This window comes from Curtobacterium sp. MCSS17_007 (genome assembly GCF_003234175.2).
In the GTDB taxonomy this organism is placed as follows: Bacteria; Actinomycetota; Actinomycetes; order Actinomycetales; family Microbacteriaceae; genus Curtobacterium.
Window position 1 is genome coordinate 41,945 of the sequence record NZ_CP126257.1, and the last position, 22,224, is coordinate 64,168.

The following is a 22,224-nucleotide window of genomic DNA, read 5'->3' on the forward strand; positions in this document are numbered from 1 at the left end:
AGAACGACCACCACAGCAGAACGACCACCAAGGAGAAGCAATGCGTACGACGAAGTTCGCGGCAGCAGCTGCCGTGGCCCTGACCGTCGCCCTCGGGATGACCGCCTGTTCCAGCGCCGGCAACGCCGGTCCCGGGGGCAGCGGCGGCACCAAGGAGATCGGCGACGTCAAGGGCGACGGCAAGACGCTGACCGTGTGGGCGATGACCGGGGACTACTCCGACGAGACGATCGCCGCGATCAACGAGCGGTTCGAGAAGGAGACCGGCGCGAAGGTCGAGGTGCAGGTCCAGCAGTGGGACGGCATCACGACCAAGGTCTCGACGGCCCTCGCCACGAACACGCCGCCGGACGTCCTCGACCTCGGCAACACCCAGGTCGCCAGCTACGCGGCGAACGGGGCACTCCTCGACCTCAGCCCGTACGAGGAGGACCTGGCGCAGGGGCAGACCTGGCTCGACGGGCTCTCCGACCCGGCCACGGTCGAGGGATCGCTCTACGGCGTCCCCGGCTTCGCCGGTGCCCGGTCGGTCATCTACAACAAGCAGATGTGGAAGGACGCCGGCATCACGGCCGTCCCGACGACCTACGAGGAACTCACCGATGCCCTGGACAAGGTGAAGGCGGCGAACACCGCGAAGGACTTCTCGGCCTTCTACATGCCCGGGCAGTACTGGTACGCCGGCATGCAGTTCGTCTGGGACGCCGGCGGCGAGATCGCGACCGAGGACGGCGGCGAGTGGAAGGCCGGCTTCGGTGACGAGAAGGCGCAGCAGGGGCTGCAGGACTTCAAGGAGTTCGCGAACGCGTACTCGACGAAGGCCTCGGCGACGCTCAACACCGACAGCCCGGACATGAACCAGGTCTTCGCGGACGGCAAGACCTCGGCCATCCTCAGCACGAGCGGGACGCTCGGGCTCATCGAGCAGGCGAACCCGGAGATGACGGCGGACACGATGGGGACCTTCCCGTTCCCGGGGAAGTCCGGGAAGACGCAGCCGGTCATGCTCGGTGGGTCGGACTGGGGCATCGCGGCGAAGTCGAGGAACACGGACCTCGCGCTGAAGTGGGTCGAGATCGCGGCGAGCCCGGACGTGCAGAGCGAGTACGTCTACGGCGACAACGGCTGGATCCCGAACAGCACCGAGGGCATCAAGGCCGCGGACTCGAGCCTGAGCGACATCAACAAGGCGTTCTTCACCGCAGCCCTGAACTCGAAGGCGACCCCGGCGAACGCGCGGTGGGCCGACCTCGAGGGCGACCAGAGCATCAACACCCTGTTCTCGAGCATCGTCTCCGGTTCGAAGAGTCCGGAGGAAGCCGCCGCGACCTTCGACGAGGCCGCTGACGACGTGCTCAACAAGCAGTAGGACGACCCCAGCAGGACGGTGCGGGTGCCGCGGCACGCCCCGCGGGACCCGCACCGCCCGACCCTCACGGAAAGGCCAGACGTGACCGTCTCAGCCACCCGCCCGAGCCTGGAGCGACACGGCCGTCCCACCCGCTCACCCGACGACGGACCCGGACGGACCCCGCGCCGTCGGGCCGCCCGGTCGTTCGCGCCCCTGTGGCTCCTCACACCGGCGGGCCTCGTGCTCGTCTTCGTGACGATCGCCCCCATCGTCTTCCTGGTCGTCACGTCGTTCACCGACTACGACCAGCGCTCGCTCTTCACCGGTGCGTACGACGCCGTCGGACTGGCGCAGTACGGGCGGATCCTCGGCGATCCGGCGTTCTGGGCCTCGCTGGTCCGGACCGTGCTGTTCACCGCGGCGATGGTCCTCGGCAGCATCCTGATCGGCGCCGGGGTCTCGCACCTCATGACCCGACTCGGCGTCGTGCTGCGGTACGCCGTCACGATCGTGCTCATCTGCGCGTGGGGCATGCCGAACGTTGCATCGTCGCTCGTGTGGAACTGGCTGTTCCAGCCGGGCTACGGCGTCGTCAACTGGGCCCTCACCCAGCTGCGCGTCTTCGGCGACGTGACGGACACCGACTGGGGCAACAGCGCCGGGCTCGCCTACACGTCGATCTGGATGCTCGTCGTCTGGCAGGCGGTCCCCTTCATCGCCCTGACGCTGTACGCGGCGGAGACGCAGATCCCGCTCGAGGTGAAGGAGGCCGTCCGGCTCGACGGCGGTTCCGAGTGGACGGTGTACCGCGTCGTCACCGTCGAGTACCTCCGGCCGACGCTGCTCCTGGTGACGATGCTCTCGATCATCTGGGACTTCAACGTCTTCAACCAGATCTGGCTCGTCTCGCAGGGCGGTCCGGACGGCGCCACCTCGACCCTCGGCGTCTTCACCTACGTCACGGCGTTCGTCGGGCACGACATCGGCACCGGGTCCGCCGTCGCCGTCATCGCCGCGCTGATCCTCATGGCGCTCAGCGCGCTGTACATCCGGAACCTCGTCCGATCGGGAGAAGAGCTGTGACCACCGCGATGCCGACCGGCGTGCCCGTCGAGGCCGACGTCCCCGCTGCCGTCCCGACGCGGGAGGGCGTGGCCGCCACGAAGCGGATCCGGCGCCGTCGTCGGCCGGTCCGGTGGATCAGCAGCACGATCGCCGTGGTCTTCTGCGTGGTGTGGATCTTCCCCGTCTACTGGATGGTGAACACCGCGTTCAAGCCACGGTCCGAGGCCCTGACGAGCACGCCGCTGTTCGTGCCCGCCCACCCGACGGTCGAGAACTTCGTCACGGCGTTCACGCGGGCCGACTTCCTCGTCTACCTGGGGAACTCGACGATCGTCGTCGCAGGGGCGGTCGTGCTGTCGCTCGGGCTGGGGATCCTGGCGTCGGCGGCGCTCTCGCGCTTCCGGTTCCGTGGACGCCGGACGATCCTGGTGGTGATCCTGCTCGTGCAGATGCTCCCGGGGACCGCCCTGCTCATCCCGCAGTTCCTCATCTTCAACCAGACCGGGCTCACCGGCACCTACGCCGGGCTGATCCTGGCCTACGTCGCCGCGGTGCTGCCGTTCTCGATCTGGGTCATGCGCGGGTTCTTCCTCGCGATCCCGATGGAGGTCGAGGAGGCAGCGCGCATCGACGGCGCGAGCACGTGGCAGGTGCTGACGAAGGTGCTGTTCCCGCTGGTGATGCCCGGCATGATCGCGACGAGCGTCTTCGCGTTCATCGCGGCGTGGAACGACTACATCGTCGCGTACACCTTCATGCAGGACCAGGCGCACTACACGCTGCCGGTCTGGCTGGCGTCCTTCACCACGCAGACGACGGGGACCGACTTCACGGGGCAGATGGCCGCGTCCGTGCTGTTCTCGCTGCCGGTCGTCGTGTTCTTCATGATCATCCAGCGCAACCTGGTCTCCGGCATGTCGGCAGGAGCGGTGAAGGGTTGAGCGCGTCGGACGGGAGGCGCGGTGCCAGCCGGCACCGCGCCTCCCGTCCGACGCTTGGTCGCGACCTACGCGTCGACACCCGCGGTCAGCACCGCGGCAGCCGGGTCGAAGTCCTCCGGCAGCGGCGCGGGCCGCTCGACGGTCGACTCGATCGTGACGGCCTGGCCGGACTCGGCGGCGTCGCGGATGCCGAGCAGCACGTCGAGGACGTGCAGCGCGACCTCACCCGACGCGCGCTCCGGACGGCCCTCGGCGATGGCGCGGGCCATCTCGACGACGCCGGTACCGCGGCCCCAGGTGGAGCCGACGGCCTCGAGGGTCTCGGGCTCCTCCTGGCCGTAGCGCCAGAGCTGCGAGGCGCCCTCGAAGGTGTTCGGGTCCGGCAGCGAGATCGTGCCGAGCGTGCCGTTGATCTCGACGAAGCCCATGCGCGGCAGCGCGTGCTGGAACGAGAACGTCGACTGGGCGGACTGCCCGGCGGCGAACTCGATGAGCGCGGCGTGGTGCGTGGGGACCTCGACGGGGAAGGTCTCGCCGGCGCGGTCACCCGAGGCGATCGTGCGACGGTCGAGGGACTTCGACGAGACGGCCTGCACGCGCGACGCGGTACCGAAGGCGTGCACGAGGGTCGTGACGTAGTACGGGCCCATGTCGAACAGGGGGCCGGCACCCTTCGCGAACAGGAAGTCCGGGTTCGGGTGCCACGCCTCCGGCCCGGGCACGTGGAACAGCGTCGTCGCGGTGAGCGGCTCGCCGATGTCACCACGGGCGATGGCGCGGAGTGCGGTCTGGATGCCGGCACCGAGCACGGTGTCGGGAGCCGTGGCGACGCGCAGGCCCTTCTCCTTCGCCGATGCGAGCACCGCTGCGGCCGACGCGTGGTCGGTCGCGATCGGCTTCTCGCTCCAGACGTGCTTGCCGGCGTCGATGATCTGCTGGTCGACCTCGGCGTGCGCGGCCGGGATCGTCAGGTTGATCACGATGGAGATGTCCTCGCGGGCGAGGAGCTCCTCGACGGTGCCGGACGCGGCGACGCCGTAGGCCTCCGCCTGGGCCGCCGCACGGTCGAGCAGCACGTCGGCGACGAAGCGGACCTCGACGTCGGCGAACTTCGTCAGGTTCTCGAGGTACTGGGTGGAGATGTTGCCGGCACCGATGATGCCGATCCCGACGCGGCTCACTTGTCGTTGCCCTTCAGCCACTCGAGCGACTCGGTGATGCCCTGGAAGACGTCACCCGAGTACGCGTCGAACTCGACGACGCGGATGGCCTGCGGTGCGGCGGCGAGGATGCCGCGCACGTCGACGTCGCCCTGGCCGGCCGGGGTCTGGTTCTCGAAGGCGCGCTGCAGGGCCTCGGGCACGATGAGGGCGCTCTCGGACGAGGGCAGTGCGGTGAGGATGTCACCGTCGACCTTGCCGTCCTTGACGTGGATCGCGACGACGCGCTCACCGAGGGCCTGCAGGACGGCCGGGGCGTCGGCGCCGCCGACGGTGGCCCAGAAGGTGTCGACCTCGAGCACGGTCTCCGGCGAGAGCTGCTCGACGAACAGGTCGTAGACGGTGCGACCGTCGACCTTGTTGGTGAACTCCCACTGGTGGTTGTGGTACCCGAACTTGAGCCCGCGGGCGCTGGCCTCGGCGGTGAGCTCGTTGACGCGCTCGGCGATCTTCGCGACGTCGTCGGCGGTCTGCCAGCGGTCGGTCGGGATGAACGGGTCGATGACGGTCTGGATGCCGAGGCGCTCCGCGGCGTCCCAGATCGGGGCGGTGTCCTCGGCGTCGATCACGGCGACGTGACCGGACGGCGCCTGCAGACCGGTGGCGGCGAAGGCCTTCTCGAGGTCGGCGGCGCGCTCGACGAACGCGTACGGCTCGACGTTCTCGTAGCCGATCTCGCGCACCCGGGCGATGGCCTTGTCGAGGTCTTCGGCGATGGCGTCGCGCAGCGAGTACAGCTGCACAGAGGTGGTGGGCATGGCAGAGGGCTCCTTCGGTCCTGTCAGGTTGTCGGGGCCCGTCGAGGATCGATGCTCCCCGGCGAGATCGAGACCGACGCTACCCCAAAAACCACCCGCTGTGTAGTTTTTGTCGCGCATCGTTCGCGGGCAATCTGGACGACACGTGTCGCACGCAGCCCGGTCGATGTATGCTCGCCGTCGGAAAACCTTGCAGCACAAGGTTTCCGATCGACTCAAGGAGGCGTCATGAGCACACCCGAACCCGGCAGCCCCGCACTGCTGAACCCGGAAGAGGGCATCACCCAGCCCGTCAGCACCGTCAAGGTGGGGATCGGCTACCAGGTCGCCCTGTTCCTCGGACAGTTCGGACTGTTCGTGGCGCTCATGGCCCCGGTCTACGTGAGCATGCAGATCAAGGCGCAGGCCCTGGTCGGCGACGACGCGGCGAACGTCATCGGCTCCGCGCTCCCGATCGGCGCGTTCGGCGCGCTCCTCATGAACCCCCTGGCCGGCGCGCTGTCCGACCGCACCCGCACCCGCTGGGGTCGTCGCCGCCCGTGGCTGCTCGGCGGCGTGGTGGTCTTCGCGATCGCGCTCGCCTGGATCGCCTACGCGCCCGACGTCCTCAACCTGACGCTCGGCTGGCTGCTCGCGCAGGTCGCGGCGAACGCCACGCTCGCCACCCTGCTCGCGAGCTTCGCCGACAACGTGCCGCAGCTCCAGCGCGGCCGGGCGTCGAGCATCATCGCCCTCGCGCAGAACATCGCCGTGCTCGCGGGCACCTACCTGTCGGTGTTCTTCGTCGCGAACCTGCCGGTCCTGTTCATCGCCCCGGGCATCCTGGCGATCGTCCTGGTCGTCGTCTACGCCCTGGTCGCCCGTGACGAGTTGCCGACCTACAAGCTCAAGCCGTTCACCTGGATCAACCTCATCTCGTCGTTCTGGACGAACCCGATCAAGAACCCCGACTTCGCCTTCGCGTGGTGGTCGCGCTTCCTGATCATCCTGGCGACGTTCATGTTCACGACGTACCGCCTGCTCTACATGCAGGAGCACCTCGGGATCGAGAACCTCGAGGACGCCACCGAGGCCGTCGCGTTCGGCGTGCTCCTCTACACGATCGCGCTCCTGGTCAGCGCGGCGCTGTCCGGTTGGGCGTCCGACAAGATCGGTCGCCGGAAGGTCTTCGTCGGTGGCTCGACGGCACTGTTCGCGGTCGGCCTGGTGATCCTCGCCCACGCCGACACCGTGACCGGATTCTACGTCGCCGAGGTCGTCATGGGCTTCGCCTACGGCATCTACTCGGCCATCGACACCGCACTCGTCGTGGACGTGCTGCCGAACGCTGACCGGCCCGGCAAGGACCTCGGCGTCATCAACATCGCGAACGCGCTGCCGCAGTCGCTCGCGCCCGCCATCTCGCTCTTCTTCCTGAAGATCGGCAGCGACCACGCCGACAACTACGAGCTGATGTGCTGGGCCGCCGGGATCGTCGCCCTGCTGGGCGCCCTGGTGGTCATCCCGATCAAGCGGGTCCGCTGACAGCCCGCGCCACGACGGACGGGAGGCGCGGTGCCAGCTGGCACCGTCCTCCCTCGCAGGCTCGGTCGGCGCGCCCCGCGCAACGCTCCGCGTTGCCGCTGAGCGGGGCGCGCCCGTCCGTCCAAGGCCACGTCGCTAGCGTGGGCCGGTGCGATCCACCGACACCCGTTCCTTCGACACCCCGGCCGGCACGATCGAGGCGGTGGTCGACGGTGACGTGACCCGCGCCCTCGGGATCCCGTACGCCCAGGCCGACCGCTTCGCGCCGCCGGCGCCGCAGCCGCCGTTCACCGAGCCGTTCCGCGCCGACACCCCGGCACCCGTCCCGCCGCAGCCGAGCGCGCAGTTCGTCGACCAGCTCCTGCCGTCGATGGACCACCTGCGGGTCGACGAGCACTGCCAGCGCCTGAGCATCACGGTGCCCGCGGACGTCGGACCCGACGAGCGCCTGCCGGTGATGGTCTGGGTGCACGGCGGGTCCTACGTGCTCGGCGGCGGTGACCTGCCGATCCACGACGCGCACGACCTGGTGACCGAGCAGCGCGTGGTGGTCGTCACGGTGACCTACCGGCTCGGGGTGCTCGGGTTCCTCGGTGACGGCGAGACGGTGCCGGCGAACCTCGGCCTGCTCGACCTGGTCGAGGCGTTCCGGTGGGTGCGGCGGAACATCGCGGCGTTCGGCGGCGACCCCGACTCCGTCACGGCGTTCGGACAGTCCGCCGGGGCGGACGCCATCGCGCACCTCATGATCAGCGAGGGTGCGCACGGGCTCTTCCGTCGTGCGATCGTGCAGAGTGCGCCCCTCGGGCTCTCGCGGGGGCGGGCGCGGATGAACCGGGCGATGGTCCGGGCCGTCGGGACGGTCGCGGCGGACAGGTCGCTCGACGAGGTCCTCGAGCGGCAGGCCCTCGCGACGAAGGCCGGCGGCCGGTACGGCCTGGCGGGCGGGATGCCGTTCGGCACGCAGTACGGCTTCGCGCCGCTGCCCGCCGAGCACGACACCGACCGGGCCTGGCGCGCCGTCGCGCACGACGTGGACGTGCTCATCGGGTCCGGTTCCGACGAGGCGGGCATGTACGTGCCGCTCGTCCCCGGGCTCCGGACGGCGGCGCGGTCCCGGCCGCTGCGGTCGCTGCTGCGCTGGCTGCTCGTCCGGCCGTTGTCCGAGGTGATCTACGGGCGCGATGCCCGGCGCTTCGCCGCACGGCACCGGGACGCCGGCGGTCGGGCGACGGTCTACCGACTGCTGCGGCACCCGTCGGTGGCACCGGTGGGTGCGGTGCACATGAGCGACCTGCCGCTGCTGCTCGGCGGGCGGGCGGCGTGGGTCGGCAGCCGGTTCGTGCCGGAGCGGGACTGGCCGGTGGTCGAGCGGCGCGGGCGCGCGCTGCGGGCGATCTGGGCGGACTTCGCGCGCACCGGTCAGGTGACCGCGCCGGACGACGAGACGCTGGTGTTCGACCGCGGGTGAGGAGCCAGGACCGTCGGTCCCGGCTCCTCGACGTGGTGTCCCGCCGTCGCCCGATCAGCCGCGGCGCGTGGCGCCGATCGCCCAGACACGCGGCGGCTCGACGCCGTTGACGGCGTGGTCGCCGACGATCCGGGCCTTGAACACCCACGGGTTGTGGCTGCCCGCGGTGCGGGCGTTCCGCCAGTGCCGGTCGAGGTTCTTCGCCGTGCTCACGCCCGAGGCCGCGAGGGCGTCGAACAGGTGTGACGTCGCGGTGGTCGCGAGGGTCGTGAGCGCGACCTGCGCCTGTGCGGTCGCGAGCTCGGCGCGGTCGTTGCGCCGCTCGTCCTCGGCGACGTCGAGGGCGGCCCCCTCGTACGCCGCCTGCAGGGCCTCGGCCGCCCGGTCGACGATCGCGGTCGCCGCGAAGCCGGCCGCGGACACCTCGCCCACGACCTGCAGGATCTGCGGGTCCTGGGCGAAGGTGTCGGCGTTGCCGTGCGAGAACACCCGGTTGCGGTTCCGGACCTGCAGCGCGATCTCCCGCTCGGCGGCCAGGACGGAGCCGGCGAGGACGGTGAGGAGCACCGCCTGGTAGAACGCGGTCTGGTACTTGAACCGGTCGTCGAACAGCACGACGGCGTCGGCCTGGACGACGGCGTCGGTGAAGGTGCTCGTCCCGGAGCCGGTGGTGCGCTGACCGAAGCCGTCCCAGTCGTCGGTGTGGGTGACGGCGGGCTGGTGTGCGTCGACGATCGCGATGACCCGCTCGCCGGTGTCGGTGCGCTCGGCGTAGGTGTCGATCCAGTCCGCGAAGATGCTGCCGGTCGAGTAGTACTTCTGCCCGCTGATCCGGAAGGTGCCGTCGTCCTGCGGGGTGACCTTGGTGATGACGTCGCCGATCTGCACGGCGCCGACCTCGGTCCAGGAGTTGCCCGCGATCTCGCCGCGACCGAAGCGCTCGAGCCAGGCGTCCCGTTCGCCGGACCGGGCGACGAGGCGGTCCTCGACCAGGGCGAAGTGCCCGCGGAGTGCCTGTGGGATGTTGCTGTCCGCGGCGGCGAGCTCGGTCAGCAGGCGGAACAGCTGCGGGAGGGTGGCGCCGGCGCCGCCGAACCCGGTCGGGACGCGGACGGCGCCGAACCCGGCGGCTGCGAGTTCGCGGATCTCGTCGGAGGGGAGCCGGTGGTCCCGTTCCCGCTCGGAGGCACCGGCGGCGATGCGGTCGAAGATCGGCCGGAAGCGTCCGGCCAGGGTCTCGTAGTCGACGGGCGCGTCGGCCTGGTGGGTGCCGAGCGCTTCGGTGGTCGTGTCGGTCATGTCGTGTGCCTTCCGGTGTGCGGGTCGGTCTGCGGGTCGGTCTGCGTGTCGTCGTGCGGGTCGGTCTGCGTGGAGGGGGAGTGTCGTCAGGCGGCGGCGGGCTGGGCCACGACCGGGGTCTGCGCGGGCTGGACCTCCGTCGGTCGCGCCCCGCGACGGGCGAGCACGGCCGCGCCGACGAAGACGATGACCGCGACGGCGCCGGCGCCGACGGTCCACGCGGGCCCGGCCGGCCACCGACCCGAGAGCCCGAGGAGCGCCGGCACCGTCGTGGTCGTCTGGCTGGCGAGGACGAGCGCCCAGGCCGTGTAGCGGCCGACGTCGAGGCCGAGTGCGAGCAGCAGGAAGAAGAGCGTCCACAGCCCGGCCCAGGTCGCCCACAGCACGGCGAGGACCGGGTCGACGGTGGCGTTCGTGACCGCGAACACGACGGCGATCGCGGCGACGAGGCCGCAGAACCAGCCGAGTCCCGTCGATCCGAGGCTCGCGAGCGTGTCGAGCCCCACGTACAGGTAGGTGAGGCCGAACAGGAACGTCCCCGCGATCGACAGCAGGACGGGCAGCGACCCGTCGGCCGTGACGGCGACGGCCGTGCACAGCACGAGCTGCACGCCGCCGACCAGGACGTTGAACACACCGCTGTCGCGGCCGGGCACCCGACCGAGCAGGGTGAGCCCGTTGATGAGCAGTGCTGCCCCCGAGAGGACCAAGCAGATGTACGCCATGCCGACGACCGTGACAGCGGTGCGGGGGCCTCGGAAGGGTTGTGTCGGACTGTGTCCGACGGTGACGTTCCGTGACACCGCCCGCCCCCGGACGGGGAGGTCGCGCCCGCACGGTCCGGTCGGCAGGATCGACCACGTGCCCGACGCCGACCTCCGCTCCCGCATCGTCTCCGGTGCCGCCGACGCCTTCCGCGACGGCGACTTCCACGCGGTCGGACCGGAGGAGGTCGCCCGGTCCGCCGGGGTCACGGTCGACGAGCTGCACCGGGTGTTCCCGTCGTGGGAGCTGCTCGTGGTGGCCGTCGTCGACCGGTGGGCCGGGGTCGGGCGTGAGGCACTCCGCGGCGTCGCCGAGCAGGAGGGGGCCGTCGCGTACCTCCGGGCCCGGCTCGACCGCGGCCAGCAGCACCCCGCGCTCGTGCGGCTCCGGGTCGCGCTGCTCAGCGCCACATCGACCCCGGGTCACCCGGCGTCGGGGTGGTTCCGGCAGCAGTACACGATGCTCTTCGAGGACGTGACCCTCGCCCTCGTGCGGGACGTCGTCGCCGGTCGCGAGCCCCGGGGAGCCGCACCCCGGCACGCGGCCGAGCAGCTCGTCGCGCTCTTCGAGGGACTGCAGCTGCAGGCGATGCTCCGGGACGACGCCGACCTGCTCGACGGGTGGGACCGCGCGGTCGCGCGCATGCGCGCCGGGTGGTCGGCCGCCGCGGCCGCCGTCTGAACGACCGCTCGAGCGCCGCCGACCACACCGCCGGCGACGAGCGTCCGTGCGGCGACGGTCAGCGCCAGGACGACGACCGCGGCCAGGGGGACCGCGTGCCTGACCGCGGAGAGCCGGTCACGTCCTCGTCATCGGGCCAGGTGTGTGCGGTGCGCGAACCACTCGACCCCCTCGGCCAGGGCGACGCCGGCGGTGTGCCAGTCGTGCCCTCCGCCCTCGATCACCCGCTCCGTGACGGTGACGCCGGCGGACCGTGCCGCCGCGACCACCTTCGGCACGACCGGGCCGTACCGACTGTCGTCGGAACCGGCTGCGACGAAGGCGGCGGAGTCACGGTACGGCGCCCGTTCGGCGAGGACCCGCAGGGGCTGCGCCGCCGCGTACGCTGCACGATCGCCGCGGAAACCCCTCGAGACGGTGTCGTCACCGCCCTGGAGGACCGGACCGATCTGCCCCGAGACGTCGATCCACGACCCGAAGCGGTCGGGGCGACCGGCCCCGAGCTGCAGCGCGCACGTGCCGCCCTGCGAGAACCCGGCGATCGCCCAGTCCGCACCGGGGTCAGCGGCGTGGAGGTGGTCGTGCACCCAGTCCGGCACGTCGCGGGTGAGGTAGGTGGCGCTGTTGCCGAGCGGGCCGTCCACGCACATCGGGTTGTTCGAGGCCCGGGCCAGCTGGTCGGGCATCACGACGATCGGGGCCAGGCCGCGGTTCCGGTGCGCGATCGCGTCGAGCCGGTCCGCCATCCGGCCGGCCTCGATGATGTTCGCCGGTGCGGCCCCGGGTCCCTGTCCGGACAGCATGACGACGACGGGCAGCTCGGGCGCGTGCTCGACGAGGGCGGCCGGTGGCAGCCAGACGATCGCGGGGCGGGCGTGGAAGTGGGACACCTCGCCGGGGATCCGCACCGAGCCGTAGCGACCGTGTGCGGGCATGTCCTGCGGCGGCCGCCAGGTCGCAGCGTCGGCTCGGTGTGTTCCGGGATCCGGGTCGTCCGGCAGCCGGAGCGGCGGCACGTGCGACTGGCCGAGTGCGTCCGCGATCGTCGGGTAGAGCCCGGCGTCCCGGTTGACCGCGAGTCCGCCGGAGACGAGGGCGAGGGGCACCACCAGCGCGGCGACCACCCGGGTCAGCCGTCGACCGCGGACCAGTCCGACGACCGCGACGCCGAGCAGGGCGCAGACGACCCCGGTCCAGATGCGGTCGACCCAGGTCGGCGGGATCCCGAGGACGTCGAGCACGTCGCCGAGGAACCACGACAGCAGCGTCCCGACCACGGCGCCGGCGAGGACCGCCACCACGCACCAGCGCCACGACCGGCGGACGCCGGCGAGGACGACGACCGCGGCCACCAGGGTCAGCGCGTAGAGCGGCACGAGCACGTGGGCAGAGAGGAGCGGCAGGGTCGTCACGGGTACGTCCGGGTGGTCGGGTCGCTCCCGGGAGGCCGACGGGGGGACGGGCGGGAGCGTCGTGGTCACGTGACGGTAGCGAGCGCAGGTGACCGGAACGCCTCCGCGACCGGGTTCCCCGGCGGGTTCCCGGCTGACCCTGAGCGACCCCGCACCGGACGTGGCCGGGTGACGGTCGGGGCCTGTCCGACCGGCCAGGCGATGATGGCCCGCCGGTGGTGCGGAGGACCGCACGAGCACCGCACCACCCCTCCGGAGGCGGCGCGTCTGGGTGTCCTCGTCCGAGGTCCCTGGCATGGTCGGCGCATGGAGTACACGGACTACGACACCCGGCTCGCCGCCTACGGCGTGATCACCGAGGGCGACCGCGTGCTCCTGGCCCGGTTGCGGGTGCCCGAAGCGGGGACGTGGACGCTGCCGGGCGGTGGGGTCGAGTTCGACGAGACCGTCGAGCAGGCCGTCGTCCGCGAGGTGCTCGAGGAGACCGGGTACGAGGCCACCTGCGGACCGCTCCTCGGCATCCGGCACCACATCGTGCCCAAGGAGCGCCGGATGCACGACAACGGCCGACCGATGAAGGCGGTGCAGGTCGTGTTCCGCGCGACCGTCACGGGCGGCACGCTCCGGAGCGAGGCCGACGGCTCGACCGACGAGGCCGCGTGGGTGCCGATCGCCGAGCTGCCCCACCGCCGGCACGGTCTGCTCGTGCCGATCGCCCTCGGATGGGCGCGACGGCCGTGAGCGGCGAGGCCACCGACCTGTCCGCCCGGCTCTGGGACGAGCGGGCGTTGCTCGGCGAGCTCGTGGAGGCCGCCCAGGACGCCGACCGTGCGCGCGCCCTGCTCGACCGGCTCCGCGGCCTGCGCCTGGAGCAGGACGTCCTCGTGCACGCCCTCGCCGAGCAGTGGGGAACCGCACCGGACACCGCGACACTGCGGTCCCTCGAACGCGTCGCGCCACCACCGTGGGACCTGCTGCTGCCCGACCACCTGGCTGCCCTGGCCACGCTCGGCGCCGAGCTCGACGCGCTGTTGCCGCCCGGCCCGGTGCGCGAGACCTGGGACCGGGTCGGACGCCGAGCACGCTGAGCACGTCGAGCACGCTGGACCACCGTCCCTGTCAGGATGGAGCGGTGACCCCGACCGAGCGCTCCGTGGACGCCGCCGTCGCGCGGGCCGTGGCGCTCGCCGGGGGTGCGGGACGCACGGTGCTCGGCATCGCCGGGGCACCGGGAGCGGGCAAGTCGACCCTCGCCCGCCGGGTGGTCGCGGCCGTCGACGCCGCACACGGGCCGGGCACCGCCGTGCAGGTCCCGATGGACGGCTTCCACCTGGCGAACGCCGCGCTCGACACCCTCGGTCGCCGCGACCGCAAGGGTGCGATCGACACCTTCGACGCCGCCGGCTACGTCGCGCTCGTCCGCCGCCTGGTCGCCGCGGACGAGGACGTCGTCTGGGCTCCCGACTTCGACCGCCGCGTCGACGAGCCCGTCGCCGGCAGCATCGCCGTCCCGCGCGCGACCCGACTCGTCGTCTCCGAGGGCAACTACCTGCTCGACGGCGACACGCCCTGGTCCGCGCTGTCCGACCTGTTCACGGAGACGTGGGCGTGCGTCGTCGACGACGGGGTCCGCGTCGACCGCCTGGTCGGTCGGCACATGCGGCACGGACGTGACCACGGGGCGGCCCGCGCCTGGGCACTCGAGGTCGACGGCGTGAACGCCGCGAGGGTCGCTGCCACGTTGCCCCGCGCCTCCCGGACGGTCCGGACCTGACGGACCCGACCCGACGGATCCGCACCCGACCACCGACCCGACGGATTCGCACCCGACCACCGATCCGCGCCCCGCACCTGACCACCGATCCGAGCCCCGTGCACGACCACACGACAGGAGCGACCATGACCATCGCCATCACCGGCGCCACCGGCAACATCGGCGGCGCCGTCGCCCGCGCCCTCGCCGCGGCGGGCGCGTCCTTCCGCATGGTCGTGCGCGACGCCGCTCGCGCCCCCGAGCTGCCCGGGACCGAGGTCGCGGTCGCGTCGTACGCCGACGTCGTGGCGTCCCGTGCCGCGCTCGAGGGCGTCGACCTGCTGCTCATGGTCTCGGGCGCCGAGGCGCAGGACCGTCTCGACCAGCACCGGGCCTTCGTCGCGGCCGCTGCCGCCGCGGGGGTCGGGCACGTCGTCTACACGTCCTTCGTCGGTGCAGCACCGGACGCGACGTTCACGCTCGGGCGCGACCACTGGGCCACCGAGCGGGCGATCGAGGAGACCCCGATGGCGCACACCTTCCTGCGGGACTCGTTCTACCTGGACTTCGTCGAGGACCTGGTCGGCGAGGACGGCGTGATCCGCGGACCGGCGGGCAACGGCACGATGGCGGCGGTGGCCCGGGCGGACGTGGCGCGGGTCGCGACCGAGGTGCTGCTGCACCCGTCCGAGCACCGGGACCGCACGTACGAGCTGACCGGGCCGGAGGCGATCAGCCTCGCCCAGGCGGCGGCCACCGTGTCGGAGGTCCGCGGCCGCGCCGTGACCTACCAGCCCGAGACGGTCGAGGAGGCGTACGCCTCGCGAGCACGGTGGAACCCCGAGCCGTGGCAGGCGGACGCGTGGGTGAGCACGTACACGGCGATCGCGGAGGGAGCGCTGTCCCACGTCTCGACCGACGTCGAGCGGGTCACGGGCAGGCGACCGCTGTCCCTCCGCGAGGTACTCCAGGCGGGCTGACGCCCAGCTCGGCGCGAACGCGGGGAGAACGTCCGTTCCCCCCGCGTTGTGGGACTCGTGCCAGGACTCCGCGCCTGGTCCACTGGAGTGGTGTCCGGCGCTCGTGCCGGGGCCGCCGCAGCCTCCGTCCGGAGGCGGTGGTCGACGTGTCTGGCTGTGTTCGGGTCACAGCCAGGCACCGCACACCGGTGCTCCTCCGAGCGACACCCGTGACGATCCGATCGGCGCTCATCCTGAGTGAGCCCTCGGATCACCGCGTAGATTCGGTCGGGCTACCCCGCGGGACCCTGACCGCGGGAGCCCGGATCCCTGTTCCCGGGCTGGTCTCGTCTGAAACGCAGCGTCGAACCCGACGGCGCCGTAGCGCGAGGGCGCCCGTCCCGGACCCGAACCGACGGCGGCCGCCCTCGCAACCCTCGGGGGACGACGTCAGCCGGCGTGCTGCCGGGCCGCCCGGAGCGTCTCGCCCGGCAGCTCGCCGAACTCCTCGCGGTAGGCCCCGGAGAAGCGGCCGAGGTGGGTGATCCCCACCGACCGTGCGACCTCGGCCACCTGTGCCGGTCCGCCGGACTCGAGCTGCTGCCGTGCCATGAGGAGCCGGATGCTCCGCAGGTAGCTCATGGGGGTGGTGCCGTGGATGCGCTGGAACGCGCTCTGCAGCCCACGGACGCTCATGCGGGCGGCCGTGGCGACGTCGTCGACCGTGATCCGGTCGGCGACGTGGTCGAGGATGAACGTCTCGGCGTCGGCGAGCCCGGCGTGCTGCGTCCGCTCGGCGGGTTGCTCGAGTGGCCAGTGCGGGATCGCGGTCAGCAGGCCGGCGGCGGCGATCGCGGCGAGCTCCTGTTCCCGCTCGCGCGAGACCTCGCCGGTGGCGCCCAGGATCTCGGCGGCGACGGTGCGCACCATCAGCCACCAGGCGGCCAGGGGTGCCCCCTCGGGGATGTGGTTCGGCTGGAACCCGAGCGGGCCGGGCTCCCATCCGCCACGGGCGGCTGCGATCTGCTCGACGATCTCGCGGTCGATGCGCATGACGTCCTTCTGGAACCGGTCCCACTGCACCTGCTGCCTGCCGGGTGCGTAGAGGACCGGTCGGCCGACGGGCAGCTGCTGACCGCCGACGACCGCGTGACCGGACTTCAACCAGGCGATGACGATCGCGGCGGAGGCGTCCACCTCGCCCCGGACGGTGCCGGTGCAGCTGGTCGACTCGAGGGTGAGCAGCGAGGTGCCGGTCAGTGTCTCCTCGAACGAGAAGTCGTTGCTGCCCGTGACCTCGAGTCCGCGGACCAGGAAGGTGTGCAGGATCGCGTTCTTCGCGGTCGCGGTGTCCCGGGTGCGGGTGACGAGCCGAGTGCGGGTCAGCGTCAGCGGCACGTCGGCGGCGGTGTCGTGGTCGGCCACGTCGGGTCGTTCGTCGGTCATGGGGATCGACAGCAGTGTGCAGGAGGGGAGCGCACCGGGCCGTGCCGGTGTCCGGAAAACGTCAGTTCCTGATCCAGGCGGTCCCTCGCGCGCGGGGGACGGGGTGCGGCGTGCCGCGGTGCCGGACCGGATGCTCGTGGTGCCCCCGCCACGCCGGTCACGCTCGACGGGTTCGCACCTCAGTCAACGCGTCGCGCCGCGATCGTGCCCACGACCCCGAGCGTCAGCACCGCGACGAGCACGACGAGCAGCGGTGCCGTCCAGTCACCGGTCGCGCCGTGCAGCGACCCGGCGACCAGCGGTCCGGCCGACCCGATGAGGTACCCGCCGCCCTGCACGAACGCGGACATCCGCCTGGCGTCGTCGTCGCTCGTCACGATCCGCACGATCACGATGAAGATGACCGTGATCCCACCACCCTGCGCCGCCCCGCCGAGCACCGACCAGAGGAGCCACAGCTGCGGGGCGGCCAGCAGCCCGAGCGGCATCGCGAGCCACAGGAACGCCACGAGGGCGATGATCGCCCGCGGTCGCCAGCGGGTCGCGAGCACCGGCACGCCGAGCGCCCCGACGACCGCCAGGATCTGGAACACCGACGAGCTCGCGCCCGACGACTCCGCGGAGAAGCCGATCTCGTCGTGCAGCAGTGTCGGGATCCACGCCGTGAGCGCGTAGTACGAGAACGCCTGCCCACCGAACGCCAGTGTCAGACCCCAGGTGATGAGCCGACGCGCCGGACGCACCGGGACCTCGGCCTGGTCGGACGCTGCCGTCACGGTGCGGATCGAGCCGGTCTCGGTGAGCAGCTCGACGGGGCCGGTCGCGACGACGGGCGCCGTGCGCGCCGGGCGGAGCCAGGCAGCCCGGGTACCCACCGCGTACGTCCACGCGAGCCCCGCGACGACGGCGAAGCCGGCCCACACCGCGATGGCGACCGGCCAGCCCCACGCGGCGGCGATCGGCGCGGTGCCCAGCGACGTGATCATCGAACCGACGTTGAGGGCCGACGTGTAGACCCCGGTGACCAGGCCGACGCGCTCCGGGGAGGTGTCCCGCCGGATCACGACCGGGATCACCACGTTGCCGATCGTGATGCCGATGCCGATCACCGCCGTGCCGATCAGCAGCGCCGCCGCCGAGGGCATCGACCGCAGCACCGTGCCCGCGAGCACGATGACGAGCGACAGGGACACCGCGCGCTCGGGGTCGGCCTTCGCGATCACCCAGCTGGCGAAGGGCGTCGCGAGCGAGAAGCAGAGGACCGGGATGGTCGTCAGGAGTCCGGCGATCGCGGCGGTCAGGCCGAGGTCGAGCCGGACCTCGCCGATCACCGGCGCGGGTGCGACGATCGGCCCGCGGAAGTTCAGGGCGATGAGGACGATCGCGGCCGGCAGCAGCCAGGCGGCGCCGCGGAGCCCGCGACGGGCGGTGGTGCTCCCGCTCACGACGCGCTGCCGGTCACGAGGCCGGTCACGCCTGTCCCGCCCGCCCCGCCCGTCACGCGGCCGGCAGCAGGATCGGCAGCAGGTCGAGCGGTGTGGCAGCCTGCGCGACGGTGCCCTCTGCCTCGGCCGGGGTGCCGTAGCCCCACTCGGCGAACACGACCGGCACGCCGTGCACGCGGGCACCCTGGACGTCGTGCAGCCGGTCACCGACGAGCACCGGGCGGCTGACGTCGTGCCCGGCGGCCTCGAGGCGACGCAGGGCCTCGGCGACGACGTCGGCCTTGGCGCTCCGGACCTCGTCGTCACTGGCACCGGTGACGAAGTCGATGTACCCGGTCAGGCCGTAGTGGTCCAGGATCACCGTCGCCGGGGTCTCGGGCTTGCTCGTCGCGGTCGAGATCGGCAGCCCGGCCTCGTGCAGCGTGCGGAGGACGACGTCGATCCCCGGGAACATCGCCGAGTCGAGCGCCCCGTGCGACAGGTAGTGCTCGCGGTAGACGGCGAGCGTGTGGTCCGCCTGCGCGTCGTCCATCCCCATCGCGGTGCGGAAGGTGTCCATGATCGGCGGGCCCACGAACGACATCAGCGTCGCGTGGTCCGGCACGGGCACGCCGACCGTGCGGAAGGTGTGCGTCATGCTCTCGAGGATCCCCGGAGCGGAGTCGCTGATGGTCCCGTCGAGGTCGAACAGGATGGCGGTGTACGGGCGCGTCATGTCCTGACCAGCCTAGTCGGGGCGGTGGCCGCGACCACGGGGCGGGCCGGAGGACGCGGGGTGGAGGTTCGCAGTGCCTCCCGGCCGACCGTCAGAACAGGCGGGTGTGCCCGCCCTCGATGCCACGCATCGCGTCGTAGTCGAGCACGAGGACGCGGATGCCGCGGTCCTCGGCGAGGGTCCGCGCCTGCGGGGCCACCGTCTGCGCGGCCAGCACCCCCTGCACGGGGCGGAGCAGCGGGTCGCGGTTCATGAGCTCGAGGTACCGGGTGAGCTGCTCGACCGCGTCGATGTTCGCGTTGCGCTTCATCTCCACCGCCACGCTCGCCCCGGCCCCGTCGCGCGCCAGGATGTCGACCGGCCCGATGGCCGTCATGTACTCGCGTCGGACCAGCGTGTGGCCGTCGCCGAGGAGCTCGATCTGCTCGGCCAGGAGCTGCTGCAGGTGCGCCTCGACGCCGTCCTTCACCAGGCCCGGGTCGACGCCGAGGTCGTGGCTCTCGTCAGCGATCACCTCGTACAGGCTGACGATGAGCTTGTCCTGCGTCTTCTTCTGCGTGACGGTCCAGACCTGCGTGATGCCGGCGCTCGCCTGCTCCTCGTCGGGGTCGGTCATCTCGATCGAGCACGGCGGGCTCATCCAGTTCAGCGGCTTGTAGCTGCCGCCGTCGGAGTGGACGAGCAGCGAGCCGTCCGCCTTGAGCATGAGCAGGCGGGTCGCGAGCGGCAGGTGGGCCGACAGGCGTCCGGCGTAGTCGACGGAGCAGCGGGCGATGACGAGACGCACCCGGCGATCCTAACGGTCGGTGCGCGCCCCGGCGTCCGCCTGTTCCGTCGGCTCGGCCTGGAGGCGCGGCTCGCCCCCGCCGGCCGCGCTGCGGTCCGGCGCGTGGCCGGTCTTCCCCGCGCGCCGCTCCCGCAGCGTCTCGGCCGCTGCACCGGTCTCGCGGGCCGCGCCGGATGCCAGGCCGGCGGCGATGATGAAGACGAAGACCACGAGCAGGGCGCCGAGCAGGCCGATGTGCTCGCCGAGGAAGCCGATGAGCGGCGGACCGGCCAGGAACGCCACGTACCCGATCGTCGCGACGGCGCTGACCTTGAGCGCGGCGGAGCGGGGGTCGTCGGCGGCGGCGGACATGCCCATCGGGAACCCGAGGCTCGCGCCGAGACCCCAGAGGACGACGCCCACGATGGCGATCGGGATCACGTCGACGAAGATGAGCAGGCCGAGGCCGACCACGGCGACGGCGGCGCTCACCCGGAGGACGGGCACGCGGCCGAACCGGTCGATGAGCGGGCTGCCGGCGATCCGACCCGCGGTCATCGCCGCGAGGAACACCGTGAGCACCGCGGACCCGGCGGCGTTGTCGAGCCCGTGCCCGTCGATCATGGCCAGCGGCAGCCAGTCGTTCGCGGACCCCTCGGCCAGGGCCATGCCGAGCACGATGACGCCGATGAGGAGCGTCGACGGCTGCGCCCAGACCTGCCAGCGGGTGAGCTGCACCGGGGTCGGGCTGGTCGCGGTGGACTCGTGCTCCTCGTACCGGTGCTCGTCGCCGAAGCGCGAGGCCGCGGCGAGCATGACCAGGCAGACCACGACGCCGAGCACGGCGAAGTGCAGGACGACCGGCACCTCGAGCTTCTCGGTGAGCGCGCCGAGGCCGGCCCCGGCGAGCGTGCCGACGCTGAACGCCGCGTGGAAGAGCGGCATGATCGTGCGGCCGCCGGCCTTCTCGGCAGCGGCGCCGGACACGTTCATCGACACGTCGACCAGGCCGTTGCCGAACCCGAACGCGATGAGGCCGACCCAGATCGCCGCGAAGCCCCACCCGTACGTGACGGCGAGACCGGCGAACACGAGCCCGACGGCCAGGCAGACCGAGGCGACCTGCACGCCACGGCGCGCGCCGACCTTCGCGACGATGTGCCCGGCGAACGTCAGGCCGCCGATCGAGCCGACCGCCATGCCGAGCACGAGCAGCCCCATCTCGAACGTCGTGGCGCCGAGCGAGTCGCGCACGCTCGGGATCCGCCCGAGCCAGGTGGCGATGGCCAGGCCGGACAGGGTGAAGGCCACGAAGACCGCGATGATCCAGGTGCGGGTCGTCGGTGTCGTACGGGTGGACGTCGTCGTCATGGAGCTTCCGGTCTCGTGCTGATGGTGGCCGTCGAAGTGCGTGTCGCGGGTGCGGTCGAATCGATTCGACCGGCTCGTGTGACTACGCTAACGGGCGATGGACCAACCGGCAACAGGACCCGGCGCGTCCGGGACCGACGGTTCCCGCGACCGCGCCGACGGTCCCGCGCGCCGCGGCCCCCGTCCGACCCTGGCCGCCGTCGCCCGCGCCGCCGGGGTCGCCCCGTCCACCGCCTCGCTCGCGTTCAGCGGTGCCGGCCCGGTGTCCGAGGACGCCAAGGCCCGGGTGCTCGCCGCAGCCGCGGAGCTCGGGTACGGCGGACCCGACCCTCGCGCCCGTTCCCTGCGCCGCGGTCGCTCGGGCGTGATCGGTGTGGTCATGGACGAGCGCCTGAGCGACGCGTTCCGTGATCCGGCGAACGTCCTGACGCTCGACGGCATCGCCGAGGTCGCGGGCGAGGCGAGCGCCTCCCTGCTGCTCGTGCGCAGCCCCCTCGACGACGAGCAGGGCGCCGGGCCGATCGTCGACGCCCCGATGGACGCCGTCGTCCTGGTCGGCTGCAACGTGCGGATCGACCCGGCGGTCGCCGTGCTCCGCCGCCGGCAGATCCCCGTCGTGGCGATCGAGGCGGACGACATCGAGGGCGCCGTCCCCGTGCAGCTCGACAACCGCGAGGCATCGCGCCGTGCTGCTGCGTACCTGCGGGAGCTCGGGCACACCGCGGTGACGGTCGTGACGCTCCCGCTCGACGCCGAGCGCCGGCGCGGGTGGATCGACGCGTCCCGTGCGGCCGAGGGCGTCGCGCACACCACGCTCCAGCGGCTCCGCGGTGTGCGCGAGGAGTACCCGGACGCCGTCGCGATCGAGGCCGCCGGCAGCTCGGTGGAGGAGGGTCGGACCGCCGGTCAGACCCTGTTCGCGGGCGACGGAGCGGTGCCGACGGCCGTGGTGGCGCAGAGCGACCTGCTCGCGGTCGGAGTGATCTCGGCTGCGCTCGACGCCGGGCTCCGGGTGCCCGAGGACGTCAGCGTGGTCGGCTTCGACGGCATCACGGTCGACGACAGCCTGCTGCACCGCTCGCCGATCCGGCAGCTCACGACCCTGGCGCAGCCGTTCGAGCAGAAGGGTCGGGCCGCCGCACGTGCCGCGCTGGCCATGCTCGAGGGCGGACAGCCGGAGCCCGCGGCGTTCCGGTCGGAGCTCCGGATCGGGGACACGACGGGACCGGTCCGCTCCGCGGTCCTCGGCTGACCGAGCTCGGGCTGTCACGAACGACCTGAT

Annotated in this window: 21 protein-coding genes; 11 read left to right on the plus strand and 10 right to left on the minus strand. The window is 72.3% G+C overall.

What is annotated here, in order from left to right:
• Window positions 1-40: 40 nt before the first annotated feature.
• From DEJ22_RS00215 to DEJ22_RS00225, 3 genes are all read left to right on the plus strand, one after another.
• On the plus strand, window positions 41-1,369 hold the full coding sequence (locus DEJ22_RS00215) for a sugar ABC transporter substrate-binding protein (protein WP_111228101.1): 1,329 nt from the start codon (window positions 41-43) through the stop codon (window positions 1,367-1,369).
• Window positions 1,370-1,450: 81 nt separating this feature from the next.
• Entirely contained in the window at window positions 1,451-2,434 is a 984-nt protein-coding gene (locus DEJ22_RS00220; protein WP_111228100.1) for a carbohydrate ABC transporter permease, read from the plus strand.
• Window positions 2,431-3,357 (plus strand): carbohydrate ABC transporter permease, encoded by a 927-nt coding sequence (locus tag DEJ22_RS00225; RefSeq protein ID WP_220033804.1) that lies wholly within the window; start codon window positions 2,431-2,433, stop codon window positions 3,355-3,357. Before DEJ22_RS00220 ends, DEJ22_RS00225 begins: the two co-directional genes overlap by 4 nt.
• Before the next feature lie 65 nt (window positions 3,358-3,422).
• Here DEJ22_RS00225 and DEJ22_RS00230 read toward each other — a convergent pair whose 3' ends face one another.
• Both DEJ22_RS00230 and DEJ22_RS00235 read right to left on the minus strand, forming a co-directional pair.
• Window positions 3,423-4,538 (minus strand): Gfo/Idh/MocA family protein, encoded by a 1,116-nt coding sequence (locus tag DEJ22_RS00230; RefSeq protein ID WP_111228099.1) that lies wholly within the window; start codon window positions 4,536-4,538, stop codon window positions 3,423-3,425.
• Entirely contained in the window at window positions 4,535-5,335 is an 801-nt protein-coding gene (locus DEJ22_RS00235) for a sugar phosphate isomerase/epimerase family protein (protein ID WP_181430965.1), read from the minus strand. The genes DEJ22_RS00230 and DEJ22_RS00235 overlap by 4 nt, the downstream gene beginning before the upstream one ends.
• Window positions 5,336-5,563: 228 nt before the next feature.
• Here DEJ22_RS00235 and DEJ22_RS00240 point away from each other — a divergent pair, with 228 nt between their 5' ends.
• Complete coding sequence (locus tag DEJ22_RS00240) at window positions 5,564-6,859, plus strand: MFS transporter (protein WP_111228097.1); 1,296 nt, start codon at window positions 5,564-5,566, stop codon at window positions 6,857-6,859.
• Between the two features lie 148 nt (window positions 6,860-7,007).
• Complete coding sequence (locus DEJ22_RS00245; RefSeq protein ID WP_111228096.1) at window positions 7,008-8,330, plus strand: carboxylesterase family protein; 1,323 nt, start codon at window positions 7,008-7,010, stop codon at window positions 8,328-8,330.
• A 54-nt stretch (window positions 8,331-8,384) separates the two neighbouring features.
• Here the strand turns inward: DEJ22_RS00245 and DEJ22_RS00250 are convergent, their stop codons facing one another.
• Both DEJ22_RS00250 and DEJ22_RS00255 read right to left on the minus strand, forming a co-directional pair.
• On the minus strand, window positions 8,385-9,629 hold the full coding sequence (locus tag DEJ22_RS00250; protein WP_111228095.1) for an acyl-CoA dehydrogenase family protein: 1,245 nt from the start codon (window positions 9,627-9,629) through the stop codon (window positions 8,385-8,387).
• 86 nt (window positions 9,630-9,715) lie between these two features.
• Window positions 9,716-10,354: an AmiS/UreI family transporter gene (locus tag DEJ22_RS00255; protein WP_258379715.1), complete on the minus strand. Its 639-nt coding sequence runs from the start codon at window positions 10,352-10,354 to the stop codon at window positions 9,716-9,718.
• Window positions 10,355-10,490: 136 nt separating this feature from the next.
• Between DEJ22_RS00255 and DEJ22_RS00260 the strand changes: the two genes are divergently transcribed.
• On the plus strand, window positions 10,491-11,075 hold the full coding sequence (locus DEJ22_RS00260) for a TetR/AcrR family transcriptional regulator (protein ID WP_181430964.1): 585 nt from the start codon (window positions 10,491-10,493) through the stop codon (window positions 11,073-11,075).
• Window positions 11,076-11,203: 128 nt separating this feature from the next.
• Here the strand turns inward: DEJ22_RS00260 and DEJ22_RS00265 are convergent, their stop codons facing one another.
• A complete protein-coding gene (locus DEJ22_RS00265) occupies window positions 11,204-12,556 on the minus strand; it encodes an alpha/beta hydrolase (RefSeq protein ID WP_181430963.1) in 1,353 nt (450 codons plus the stop codon).
• Window positions 12,557-12,793: 237 nt separating this feature from the next.
• Between DEJ22_RS00265 and DEJ22_RS00270 the strand changes: the two genes are divergently transcribed.
• The 4 genes from DEJ22_RS00270 to DEJ22_RS00285 all read left to right on the plus strand — a co-directional run bounded on the left by DEJ22_RS00270 (window position 12,794) and on the right by DEJ22_RS00285 (window position 15,220).
• A complete protein-coding gene (locus tag DEJ22_RS00270) occupies window positions 12,794-13,228 on the plus strand; it encodes an NUDIX hydrolase (protein ID WP_111228092.1) in 435 nt (144 codons plus the stop codon).
• Complete coding sequence (locus DEJ22_RS00275; RefSeq protein WP_146241803.1) at window positions 13,225-13,575, plus strand: hypothetical protein; 351 nt, start codon at window positions 13,225-13,227, stop codon at window positions 13,573-13,575. The genes DEJ22_RS00270 and DEJ22_RS00275 overlap by 4 nt, the downstream gene beginning before the upstream one ends.
• Window positions 13,576-13,619: 44 nt before the next feature.
• Window positions 13,620-14,261, plus strand: coding sequence for a nucleoside/nucleotide kinase family protein (locus tag DEJ22_RS00280; protein WP_111228090.1), 642 nt, complete (start codon window positions 13,620-13,622; stop codon window positions 14,259-14,261).
• Window positions 14,262-14,386: 125 nt separating this feature from the next.
• The gene (locus DEJ22_RS00285) at window positions 14,387-15,220 is read left to right on the plus strand and encodes an NmrA family NAD(P)-binding protein (protein ID WP_111228089.1); all 834 of its coding nucleotides are present in this window, start codon (window positions 14,387-14,389) and stop codon (window positions 15,218-15,220) included.
• Window positions 15,221-15,649: 429 nt separating this feature from the next.
• On the opposite strand, the gene DEJ22_RS00290 is transcribed toward DEJ22_RS00285, so the two are convergent.
• The 5 genes from DEJ22_RS00290 to DEJ22_RS00310 form a co-directional block, all read right to left on the minus strand.
• A complete protein-coding gene (locus tag DEJ22_RS00290; RefSeq protein ID WP_111228088.1) occupies window positions 15,650-16,645 on the minus strand; it encodes a helix-turn-helix transcriptional regulator in 996 nt (331 codons plus the stop codon).
• A gap of 179 nt (window positions 16,646-16,824) precedes the next feature.
• On the minus strand, window positions 16,825-18,090 hold the full coding sequence (locus DEJ22_RS00295; protein ID WP_111228087.1) for an MFS transporter: 1,266 nt from the start codon (window positions 18,088-18,090) through the stop codon (window positions 16,825-16,827).
• A 52-nt stretch (window positions 18,091-18,142) separates the two neighbouring features.
• Window positions 18,143-18,805, minus strand: coding sequence for an HAD hydrolase-like protein (locus tag DEJ22_RS00300; protein WP_111228086.1), 663 nt, complete (start codon window positions 18,803-18,805; stop codon window positions 18,143-18,145).
• A 91-nt stretch (window positions 18,806-18,896) separates the two neighbouring features.
• Window positions 18,897-19,592 (minus strand): endonuclease NucS, encoded by a 696-nt coding sequence (gene nucS, locus DEJ22_RS00305; protein WP_111228085.1) that lies wholly within the window; start codon window positions 19,590-19,592, stop codon window positions 18,897-18,899.
• 9 nt (window positions 19,593-19,601) lie between these two features.
• Window positions 19,602-20,942: an MFS transporter gene (locus DEJ22_RS00310; RefSeq protein ID WP_146241802.1), complete on the minus strand. Its 1,341-nt coding sequence runs from the start codon at window positions 20,940-20,942 to the stop codon at window positions 19,602-19,604.
• A gap of 97 nt (window positions 20,943-21,039) precedes the next feature.
• Here DEJ22_RS00310 and DEJ22_RS00315 point away from each other — a divergent pair, with 97 nt between their 5' ends.
• Window positions 21,040-22,194, plus strand: a complete 1,155-nt coding sequence (locus tag DEJ22_RS00315) for a LacI family DNA-binding transcriptional regulator (RefSeq protein WP_111228084.1) — start codon at window positions 21,040-21,042, stop codon at window positions 22,192-22,194.
• Window positions 22,195-22,224 lie beyond the last annotated feature (30 nt).